The sequence below is a fragment of the Rhodococcus sp. OK302 genome (assembly GCF_002245895.1).
In the GTDB taxonomy this organism is placed as follows: Bacteria; Actinomycetota; Actinomycetes; order Mycobacteriales; family Mycobacteriaceae; genus Rhodococcus_F.
On sequence record NZ_NPJZ01000001.1, the window covers coordinates 5,492,501 to 5,503,740 of the forward strand.

The following is an 11,240-nucleotide window of genomic DNA, read 5'->3' on the forward strand; positions in this document are numbered from 1 at the left end:
ACGGCTTCATGTACGGCCGCGCATTCCGCGACCTGGACAATCACGTCTGGGAGGTCATGTGGATGGATCCCGCCGCGACGGTTCCCCAGTAAATCGAGAGTCGACTACCGGAGGGATGTGCGAGTCAATGCACTCGCACATCCCCTTCTCCTACAGTTCCGCCGGCAGCCCGAACCGTGCGAACAGGGTCAGATCAAAGAAACAGGTCACGTGTGAGATCCCGGATTCGGTCACGTCGAGTACATGCAACTGGAAGGCACGGTGAACACCGTCCGGCTCTCGCATGTAGAGCCCGAACGCCGGTTGCCCGTTGGCCGCGGTCGGCAGCAATCGCATCGCACCGGGTCCGTCGGCCGGGCACTTGTTCCCGATGAGCTGCCCGATCGCCTCAGGACCCCGGTACCAACCTTCGAAGGGCGGCATCTCCCAGATCGCGTCTCGCGTGAACATCGCAACGATGGCGTCGACGTCGTAATCTTCGAAGCTGCGGACATACTCGCGAAGCATCGTCCTGGCCGCGTCACTAGTCGGTTCCACCAGGTCGTCTTCGGTGGGCCCGATTGCGTTGAGCTGTGCGCGAGCGCGCTGTAGAACACTGTTGACGGCAGTGGTTGTGGTGTCCAGTGCCGTCGCCACCTCCGCGGCCTTCCATTGCAGAACGTCGCGCAACACCAATACGGCTCGCTGCCTCGGCGACAAATGCTGCAAAGCAGCGATCAGGGCAAGGCGGACGGAATCGCGACGCACGACCATTACTGCCGGGTCATTAACATCGCTCAACGACGAGTCTGCAATGGGTTCGAGCCAGGCGATCTCATGACGTTCGACCAGGTCATCCGAAGGATCTGAACTGGGCGCGCCCAAACCAACAGGAAGCGGACGCCGCGCACGTCCCTCCAATGCCGTCAAACACGTGTTGGTCGCGATACGGTAGAGCCAAGTCCGAAACGATGACTGGCCGCGGAATCCCGAATACCCCCGCCACGCTCGGATGAAAGTCTCCTGGACCTGGTCTTCCGCGTCGTGAATAGAACCCATCATGCGATAGCAATGCGCCTGAAGCTCACGGCGGTACGGATCGGCAAGGGTCAGGAAGTCACTGTCCAACGCCTGATCGACTGTCATTTGTTCAGCCTAAATGCGCGCGGCGGGATTGGCAGGAGTTGACGACATTTTGATCAAGCCGTCGACCGCATCCCTGGCGACACCAGTTCCACTTCGAAGCAGAACGACGTACGTTCGCAGCGCTGGAACGACGTGTATTCGATTGCACGGCAATAAGAAACGGTATCCACATTTGACGCCGGCGCAAGATCCGCTCGGCAAGCTGCGACGTCAATTCAACGGAAGGTAACCCCCGATGAGCACATCAGATCCGATCACATCCGCCTTGAAAGGTCTCACCCTGAAGGAGATGGATGCCGCGACGCTCGTCTTCGCGATCGAGAACGCAGTCGACGAGATGTCGATACAAAGTGGCACCCTGCGCCTCGCGATGGAGGTCGCCACACTCGCACATCTCGAGCAGTCCCGAAAGAACGGGATCAAATCCGACATTGATCCCTACATCGTTCACCCTTTGCGAAATGTGCTGCGGCTGATTCGGTACGGATGCGCCGACGCCGACGTCCTGGCCGCGACTGCCCTCCACGACACAGTCGAAGACCAACCGCAGAAACTCATACCCCTGCTCGGCGGAATTCCCATTGATAACGAGGAACCTAACGAGATGCGGCAGCGCGCCTTGACGCTCATCGCGGAGCGCTTTAGCCCCAAGATTGCTGAAATCGTTGCAGCAGTTACTAATCCAATCAACTACGGACAGGACGGCAACGCATCTGGATACCGCGACCACGTCGTCGACGCTATTTCGGATCCTTCGGTATTTCTGGTGAAGTTCAGCGACTTCGTCGACAACGCCGGCAGCGTCAAGTACCTGGCGACGACGCCGAGGCTGAAACTGATCGCCAAGTACGAACCTCTCGTTGAACCTTTCACGGAGGCCGCACGATCCCTCGGCAGCACATTGAATCTGCCGCAGGCGGGCCTCGATGGAATTGCAGAGCACATCGCCACAATCGAATCGGACTTCGCGCGATTGCGCGCTTCGAACTAGAGGTCTGGTGTCGTCCGATCGGATGAATTTGGCGTAGAAAGCACCCAACCAGACAAACGCGGCGATAGCCTGCAGGTTTCCGGATGAGGCGTTCCTACGAAAGGGCCCGACGTGAGCGACGACAGGTCAGCACCACCACCGCCACCTCCACCGCCGCCAGCCCAACCTCCGTCTGGCCCGCCTCCCTACGAACAAGGCCCCATCGACCAGACGCAGCAACGCACGCCGGGACCCTACGGATACCCGCCGCAGCAGGCGCCACTCCCCTACGGATACCCGCCGCAACCGCCAAATCCGGGATGGGTATCCGGCGCCCAACAATTCGGGCCACCAGTCAGCCCGGCCGCTCCCGGAACGAAACGGGGAAAGGGCGTGTGGACCGCACTGGTCGCCGTCGTGGCGGTACTGGCTCTCACGGCAGGGTCCGTCGTCGCATTTCAGTATTTCCGAAACTCGGACGAGACCGTCGCACTTCCGCCCGGCATGACACAGGGCACCTTTCCGACTGCGCCAGAAGTTGCCTGGACAGCCGACCCGCACGACTACATGTCGGGACCTACAGCGTCGTTCATCAATCCTGAATTCGGCAGTCGCCAGTATCTTGCGACCGGCTTCCTCGATGTGGGCGACAAGGTCATTGCGGCTGTCGCGAAAACACGCACGGATTCCAACGAAGTACGGCTGATTGCCCTGAACTCGAGAACCGGCGCGCTGGAGTGGTCCGCACCGAGCACGTTTGGCGGCGGTTGCGCAAACGGTGTTGTCGAGGGCGTCCTCCCGTGCATCGAATCAGACTTCGGGCGCAACCCGAAAATGAAGTCCTTCAACGTTCACGACGGCACCGTCCGGAGCGAATCCAATCTCTCCCCAAACACTGTGGCAATCTCGGTGGGCGAAGGATACGTCTTCACCGCTGCTTACGGCCCCAGCGAAGGTGAATACACACTGACCAAAGGCAGTGTCGACAATCCGGCGTCAGAGTGGTCTCGAGCCTATTCGACCAAGAAGTGCGGAGTTGGCAGCGGCGACCACTACGCACTCGAGGTCTCGGACGGACTCGTATCGTTGTCAGGTGTCGGCGGGGTAATTGCGCATACATCCGACGGGTCGGTCGTCGCCGAAGATACTGCGTGGGCCAGTCCGGTCCCAGGATTCGGGGCCGTTGCGGGAATATGCAGTGGAAACACGAATAAACTCACCGTCACCCCGACGTACTTCCATGCATCCGGCGCGGTGGCGTTCACTGCGGACGCGTCCGTCTCGCCCACGGACTTCGTCGCATCACCGCGATCCGACATTCCCCTGATCATGTCCGACGGCACCGCCCGCGAGCACGACGGAACAGTCAAATGGTCTACTCCCCAAAGAGATTCAAACTACGCCGGAGCCACAGCCGTCCTCGGGGACGTAGTGGTCCAGCGCGGAACCAGTTCGACTACGGCACTCGACCTGGAAAGCGGTTCCCTACGGTGGGAGACGTCGGAATATCTACTGACAACTTCCACCAGTCTGGTCACCGATGGAGCGAACTTGATCGGGATTACCGCTGACGACGAGATTGTGGCCGTAAGCGCAGCCGACGGTTCAACGGTGTGGTCCACATCCGTGATCGACGACCAGGAAAGCAGTCGAACAAAATTCGGTACTGCCGGGAATGGATTCGTCTACGCGTCGAACACGTCCATCGCAATGTTCGAACCGACTGGTCCGCCGTCGCATGTCCCCGACAGCGTGAGCGTCTCATCCGGAGCGAATACGGACTCCGGTGGCGATCAGTACGTAACCAAATGCGGATCGGCACCGACGTTCACACCAACTGACATCATCACCGACACCGGCGCACTGATCGTCACGATGCGCATCACCGCGACCTGCCCGGGCGGCGACATACTCGCATCCGACACCACAAGCATCTCGATATCCGACGGCGCCGCCAATGTCGCAGCTGCGGTATTCGACTTCTCCGATTCCCCACTCGTGTTGCCACACACCACAAGCGGTTCCTCCAACTCATCTGCGTCTGCAGGCGAATCGGTACAGCGCAAATTCAGGTTTCCGATCGGTACATTCTGGAGAACTCCCGATACGTTGTCCGGCAAATCCGGAGGAAGCTGGAACAAGATACTCGTCGAATGCGTCGAGTCCGGGAACGCCAGTGCAACAACTGGCGTTGTGGGACAGCATGTTCCGAACGCCAAGATGGAGGCGACGGGCCCCGCCACACCGCAAACCGGAGATGCCGAATCAGCTGCCTTCGATGCACTGCGCGCCCTGGCGACGGCGGATTCGTCGTCCGTCAGTTCCGAACTCGCCGACCGCTGGGTGCCGCAGCTCAGTTCGAAGCGACCGGGATTGGTGGCCGAGGGTAAGACGTGGAACAACTCGGCGACACTCGAGGAGCACCTCGCCTTACGACTGAAGTATCCCCAGGTTCGACTGCTGTGGTCGGGCGATTGGAGCGTGTTCAGTGCTCCCGACTTCTGGATCACGATCGCCGGCGTCACCTTCCCCGATCCTGACGGAGCACTCGGCTGGTGCGTCGGCAACGGCCTCGACCGTGACCACTGTTATGCGAAGTTGGTGAGCAAGACCCATTCGATCGAAGGCAGCACAAAAACTCGCTGATTCCCTCAGCTCGCCAGGTCTTCGAACAACCTGCCGCTGCCGACTTCGTGTACACAAATGGACGGATAGCCGAAGGAAGAAATACCCACCGGTAGTACCGATCGGTAATATTCGCGCAATCCCAGAATTCGGCAACGGAATCAAATTTGTTACCAGCGAGTATTCAAATTCATCCACATTTACTTCCACCGTGATACGCGTCACAAGCTCGAAAGTTGTTGGAGCACAGCGCGTTAAACGGTAGGCGTAACCATGGTTCACGTTGACTAATACACTTCAATTCGCCGAGGTGACACGAGCGGCGACATACTGCATCCTTGAATAAACCGGGCATTGCCTGGGAGCCGACATACGATGTAACTCATTAATGATTGGAGCGGTTCTGAGTCCATGCACTATGCGTGATGCCGCAACTCGACATCACCGGACTCAACAGACCGAACTGACAGTCATCTGTCGATGCGCACTCGGGGGATTGTGACGCACGATCAGCCCATATCGCAACGATCACAACGTACGTGACGCAAGAATCTCATCAAGGACGGTGGCAGTGACAATGTTCAAACGAATCGCAGTGGTCAATCGAGGTGAGGCCGCGGTCCGCCTGATCAGGGCAGTACGCGAACTGAACGCCGAGCACGACTACGGCATTCGCGTCATTGCGCTCCATACCGACGCCGAGCGTCGAGCAATGTTCGTCCGCCAGGCAGACGAAGGAGTAACCCTTCGCAGCACCGGCACCGGCAGCCCCTACCTCGATTACGTCGAACTCGAACGAGCACTACTCGCTGCCAAGGCCGACGCCGTGTGGGTCGGCTGGGGCTTTGTTGCCGAGGACCCGGCTTTCGCCGAGATCGTCGCAAAGTTGGGCATCACCTTCATCGGCCCCAGCGCCGACGCCATGCGCCTCCTCGGAGACAAAGTGGCCGCGAAGATTCTTGCCGAGAAGGTCGGCGTCCCTGTCGCCCCATGGAGCGGTGGACCCGTCGAGACCCGTGCCGACGCTCGTCGTCACGCACAGGCCATCGGCTACCCGCTGATCATCAAGGCTCGCAGCGGCGGCGGCGGTCGCGGAATCCGCAAGGTGTGGGCCGAAGACGAACTCGAAGTTGCCCTCGAACGTACCCAGGGTGAAGCCGAGCGTTCCTTCGGTGACCCCGTCGTCTTCCTCGAACGCCTGGTCACCGACGCACGCCACGTCGAAGTACAGATCATCGCCGACAACCACGGCAACGTCTGGGCTCCGGGCGTACGCGACTGCTCGATCCAGCGTCGCAACCAGAAAGTCATCGAAGAGTCCTCTTCCCCAGTCCTGACCGACGAGCAGTCGGATCACCTCAAGAAGGTGTCCGCCGAACTCGTGAAGGCTGCGGGATATCAGGGCGCCGGCACCGTCGAGTACCTCTACCAGCCCGAGAACAAGCTGTTCACGTTCCTCGAGGTCAACACTCGTCTCCAGGTGGAACACCCCATCACCGAGGTCACCACCGGCATCGACCTGGTCAAACTGCAGATTCTTGTCGCCAGCGGCGACGAACTGGTCGGCGACTGCCCGCCAGCATTCGGCCATGCCGTCGAGGCCCGCCTCAACGCCGAAGACGCCGACAACGACTTCGCACCGGCACCCGGCACAGTTCAGCTCCTGAAGTTCCCCCTCGGATCAGGCATCCGCGTCGACACCGGCATCGCGGCCGGCGACGTCATTCCGCCCGACTACGACTCCATGGTTGCCAAGGTCATCGCCTGGGGCCGCACACGCGCCGAAGCACTCGCACGTCTGCGCACCGCGTTGCGTGAAACCACCGTCGTCCTCGACGGCGGCACTACCACGAAGTCGTTCCTCCTCGACCTTCTCGATCGTGACGAAGTCATCTCGGCCTCCGCCGATACAGGCTGGCTGGACCGCACCGGCGCTCTGGATACGACAACGCGCCGCGCCGACGTTGCGCTGATCGCCACCGCGATCGACGCCTACGACGCCGAGGAATCCCTCGAACGCGCAGCATTCCTCGCTTCGGCACGTGGTGGCCGCCCCCGCGCCAACCACGCAATCGGCCGAACCGTCGAACTGAACTACCAGGGCCAGGCCTACAAGCTGACGGTCGGGCGCATCGGCCCCCACCGCTACCTCGTCGACGGCGACGCCGGTTCCATCGAAGTGGACGTCGATCGTCTCGGCGATTTCGAGTCGCGTCTCGTCATCGGTGACCGACGCTTCCACGTCGTCTCCGTCTCCAGCCCCGCGCGTTACCTCGTCGAGGTCGACGGCATCAGCCACCAGATCAGCCAGGACGATGCCGGAGTCATCCGCGCTCCCGCCCCGGCCGTCGTTGTCGCTGTTCCCGTTGCCGTCGGTGACGACGTCGAAGCCGGCTCCACCCTCGTTGTGCTCGAGAGCATGAAGATGGAGACCGCCGTCCGAGCTCCGTACGCCGGCAAGGTCCGTGAGGTGCTGGCAACGGTCAACTCACAGGTCGATGCCGGAGCACCGCTCCTGCGTGTTGATCAGGTCAGCGACGAAGCCGTCGTCGAGAAGGCGCCCCGCGTCGAATTCGATCTTCCCGCTTCGACTTCCGGATCCGATATCCGTGACGACGCGCTGGCACAGCTCGAAGCACTGACTGCCATGATCAGTGGCTACGACGTCAGCGGCAAACAGGCCAACGCAGTTCTCGCCGAGTACGACGCACTACGCGGCGCACTCGAATCCCAGGATCCCGCGCTGGTTCACGCAGAACTTGCCGTGCTGACGACGTTTGCCGACATCTGCGAACTCTCGCGCAACAAGCCCACCTCCGGTGAGTCCGCGAAGGACGAATCCGTTCACAGCCCGCGCGAGCATTTCCACACTTTCCTGCACTCACTCGATGTCGAGCGCGAAGGTGTGCCGGCGTCGTTCCGAACACGCCTCGAGCGGGCCCTGCGTCACTACGACGTCACCGATCTCGAAGATCGTCCGGCCGTCGAGGAAGCGGTGTACCGCCTGTTCCTCGCACTGCAGCGCATGGAAGCCCAGATTCCCGTCATCGCAGCACTTCTCGAAGGCTGGTTGGCCGGAGACAGGGCTCCCGGTTGCTCGGCGCAGGAACTGAACGAGGTACTCGATCGACTCATCGTCGCGACCCAGGTTCGTTTCCCGCTCATCGGTGACGTCGCCCGGAACCTACGTTTCCGCTTCTTCGACGAGCCCCGCATCCGCAAGGTTCGCGAAGACGTCTACGACGGTATCCGCGGAAACCTCGCCTACCTCGAAGAGCAGCCCGACGCAGCGGATTACGACCAGCGTGTCGCCAATCTGGTAGCAACACCGGAACCTCTCCTCGACCTGCTGGGCCGACGCATCGGTCTCGGCAACCGTGACGGCGGACCGCTCCTCGAAGTGATCACCCGGCGCTACTACAAGATTCACTCGTTCGAGGACGTCCGCGCCTTCGAACACGTCGACCGCCGCTTTGTCACGGGCAACTTCGATCTGCGCGGCGCGCAACTGCACCTCGTCTCGGCCGTGGCCGAATTCGATTCGCTGGCTACAGCTCTCGACGACATCTCGGCCGTCGCTCAAGAAACACCCGCCGGCCGCGGACTCGTCGTCGACATCTACCTCGACTGGCCGGAGCATCCCGCCGACGGCGAAAAACTGGTCGAGAAGCTGCGTAACACATTGTCCCGCAACGGGACCATCGCGAATGCACGCCGAGTTACTGTCATCGTCTGCAACCCCAACGGCGAGCGAGTTCGCTGGGTAACCTTCCGCCCGGTTGCCGGAGAACTGGTAGAAGACCAGATCATTCGCGACATGCACCCGTTGACCGGTCAGCGTCTGGACATGTGGCGTCTGAAGAACTTCAACGGCAAGCGCCTCCCCGCACCGGAGAACACCTACCTGTTCCACCTCTCCGCCAAGGAAAACCCGTCCGACGAACGCCTCATCGCACTCGCCGAAATTCGCGATGTGACACCACAACTCGACGACGAAGGCCGCATGGTTGCGCTGCCTGCCATCGAACGCACCCTCGCCGCCTGCCTGGACGGTATCCGCCGTGCCCAGAGCCAGCGTGGCGACAAGCGTCGACTCGCCGCCAACCGCGTCGTGCTCTACGTGTGGCCGGTGGCGGATGTACCGGCTGACCGGTACTCCGTGATCGCACAGAACGCTGCCCGTCTCACCGTGGGTGCCGGAATCGAAGAGATCACCCTGATCACCCGCCTCAAGGATCCGAAGGGTGGGGCGCCCAAGGAAGTTGCGCTGCGCTTCTCGTACCGTGCCGGCGCCGGGGTTGTCATCAACAAGACCGAACCGCCCACCGAACCGCTGCTCCCCCTCGACTCGTACGCCCAGAAGGTCCAGAGCTCGCGGGCCCGCGGCACCGTGTACCCGTACGAGCTGGTTCCGCTGCTGACCGGAAACAAGGGAACGTTTGTCGAGCACGATTTCGACGAAGCCGGAATCCTTGCTCCCGTCGATCGTCCGTTCGGGCTCAACAAGGCCGGAATCGTTGTGGGTCTGGTCAATACGCCAACCCCGCGTTACCCCGAAGGCATGACACGCGTCGCACTGTTCGGTGATCCCACCAAGGCTCTCGGCACCGTCGCAGAAGCCGAGTGCTCCCGCGTCGTCGCAGCCATCGATCTCGCCGAGAAGCTGAACGTGCCCGTCGAATGGTTTGCACTGTCCTCCGGCGCCACCATCTCGATGGACAGCGGCACCGAGAACATGGACTGGGTCTCGCGCGGCCTGCGCCGGATCATCACGTTCACCCAGAACGGCGGCGAGATCAACATCGTCGTCACCGGCATCAACGTCGGCGCTCAGCCTTACTGGAACGCCGAAGCCACGATGTTGATGCACACCAAGGGAATTCTGGTGATGACCCCGGACAGTGCGATGGTGCTGACCGGCAAGCAGTCACTCGACTACTCCGGTGGCGTCTCCGCCGAAGACAACTTCGGCATCGGCGGTTACGACCGCGTCATGGGCCCCAACGGCCAGGCACAGTACTGGGCACCCGACCTCACCGCCGCGTGCGAGATCCTGTTCCGCCACTACGCGCACTCGTACCTCGCTCCCGGAGAACGCTTCCCGCGTCGTGCGGCCACCTCCGACCCGATCGACCGCGACGTGCGCAGTTTCCCGCACACACATCCGTCGAGCGATTTCGAAACCGTCGGCGACGTCTTCTCGTCCGTCAAGAACCCGGATCGTAAGAAGCCCTTCGACATCCGCACGGTCATGCGTTCGGTAGTCGACCAGGATCACTCCGTACTCGAACGCTGGGCCGACATGGCGGGCGCCGACACCTCCGTGGTGATCGACGCACACCTCGCCGGATACCCGGTTACCGTGGTGGGCATCGAATCTCGTGCAATTCCGCGCAAGGGGCACTTCCCCGCCGACGGCCCGGATACTTGGACCTCGGGAACGCTGTTCCCGAACTCGTCGAAGAAGACGGCGCGCGCAATCAACGCAGCGAGCGGTAACCGTCCGATCGTGGTGTTGGCCAACCTTTCCGGCTTCGACGGATCCCCGGAATCACTGCGCAACATCCAGCTCGAGTACGGCGCCGAGATCGGCCGGGCCATCGTCAACTTCGACGGTCCGATCGTGTTCTGCGTGGTCTCGCGCTACCACGGCGGCGCCTTCGTGGTGTTCTCCGGAGCACTCAACGACAACATGGAAGTTCTCGCCGTCGAGGGATCGTTTGCATCCGTCCTCGGTGGCGCTCCCGCCGCAGCCGTCGTGTTCACCCGTGAGGTGAACACCCGCACCAACAACGACCCCAAGGTGCAGCAGCTCGAGTCTGACCTGGCCGGAACCAAGGACGACACCGAGAAGGCCCGTCTGCGTGTGGAACTGAATGCTCAGCGCATCGCAGTCCGCTCCGACAAGCTCGGCGAGGTGGCGTCCGAGTTCGAGGCGATCCACAACATTCAGCGTGCCCGCGAGGTCGGTTCGGTGGATTCGATCGTGCCGGCAGCGGAATTGCGTCCGCAGATCATCGCGGCAGTCGAGCGAGGGATGAAGCGAGCAATTGCGCAGTAGCGAGGGATGAAGCGAGCAATTGCGAAGTAGCTAGCCCGTACTGACAGACGTGGCCCCAGCCGGACATTCGGCTGGGGCCACGTCCGTATTTCAGACTCCTTCGAGCGCTTCGCCGACTTCCTCGAGAATTCGGTTGTGCTGCTCCGTCGCCAACAAATGCCCAGCAGCGATGGTGAGCGCTATCGGCCACTCGATGATCTCGAAGGCCACCATCAATCCCATTGCGGCAAAGTAGGCAAGCTGCTCCGGCGGCGGCACCGGCACCGCCCCGAGTACCGGAAGATTCAGTTCGAATCGATGAGCCGAACGGACTGCTTCGACTGTGGAACGTTGGTCGAGAACTTCGGCGGCCTGCTGAGACATGGTCCGATTCCTTACGTTTTCTCGTACGTGCATCCGCGTTCAACGAGCCGACACCTTGGCCGAGCACGCTGTGTGTCGTGTCCGAATCTTTGCTTC

General features: G+C 61.5%; 6 protein-coding genes (1 of these 6 cut by a window edge). 4 read left to right on the plus strand and 2 right to left on the minus strand.

Going from position 1 to position 11,240, the window contains the following annotated elements:
- Nucleotides 1–92 carry the 3' end of a VOC family protein gene (locus BDB13_RS25070; RefSeq protein ID WP_094275181.1) on the plus strand. Its footprint begins 316 nt before the window's first position, so 92 of the gene's 408 nt are visible here — the last part of the coding sequence; its start codon lies beyond the left edge, outside the window; its stop codon occupies nt 90–92.
- A gap of 58 nt (nt 93–150) precedes the next feature.
- Here BDB13_RS25070 and BDB13_RS25075 read toward each other — a convergent pair whose 3' ends face one another.
- Nucleotides 151–1,125 (minus strand): sigma-70 family RNA polymerase sigma factor, encoded by a 975-nt coding sequence (locus BDB13_RS25075; protein WP_094274185.1) that lies wholly within the window; start codon nt 1,123–1,125, stop codon nt 151–153.
- Nucleotides 1,126–1,360: 235 nt separating this feature from the next.
- On the opposite strand from BDB13_RS25075, the gene BDB13_RS25085 reads away from it, so the two are divergent.
- From BDB13_RS25085 to BDB13_RS25095, 3 genes are all read left to right on the plus strand, one after another.
- The gene (locus BDB13_RS25085; protein WP_094274187.1) at nt 1,361–2,116 is read left to right on the plus strand and encodes an HD domain-containing protein; all 756 of its coding nucleotides are present in this window, start codon (nt 1,361–1,363) and stop codon (nt 2,114–2,116) included.
- Nucleotides 2,117–2,227: 111 nt separating this feature from the next.
- Entirely contained in the window at nt 2,228–4,741 is a 2,514-nt protein-coding gene (locus tag BDB13_RS25090; protein WP_141210692.1) for an outer membrane protein assembly factor BamB family protein, read from the plus strand.
- A 556-nt stretch (nt 4,742–5,297) separates the two neighbouring features.
- Nucleotides 5,298–10,781, plus strand: a complete 5,484-nt coding sequence (locus tag BDB13_RS25095) for an ATP-binding protein (RefSeq protein WP_094274189.1) — start codon at nt 5,298–5,300, stop codon at nt 10,779–10,781.
- A 90-nt stretch (nt 10,782–10,871) separates the two neighbouring features.
- On the opposite strand, the gene BDB13_RS25100 is transcribed toward BDB13_RS25095, so the two are convergent.
- Nucleotides 10,872–11,144: a hypothetical protein gene (locus tag BDB13_RS25100; RefSeq protein WP_094274190.1), complete on the minus strand. Its 273-nt coding sequence runs from the start codon at nt 11,142–11,144 to the stop codon at nt 10,872–10,874.
- Nucleotides 11,145–11,240 lie beyond the last annotated feature (96 nt).

What these genes read in the sequence shown, in the direction of transcription:
- BDB13_RS25075 (WP_094274185.1), bottom strand. Translation starts at nt 1,125, where the DNA reads ATGACAGTCGATCAGGCGTTGGACAGTGACTTCCTGACCCTTGCCGAT.
- BDB13_RS25085 (WP_094274187.1), top strand. Translation starts at nt 1,361, where the DNA reads ATGAGCACATCAGATCCGATCACATCCGCCTTGAAAGGTCTCACCCTG.
- BDB13_RS25095 (WP_094274189.1), top strand. Translation starts at nt 5,298, where the DNA reads ATGTTCAAACGAATCGCAGTGGTCAATCGAGGTGAGGCCGCGGTCCGC.
- BDB13_RS25100 (WP_094274190.1), bottom strand. Translation starts at nt 11,144, where the DNA reads ATGTCTCAGCAGGCCGCCGAAGTTCTCGACCAACGTTCCACAGTCGAA.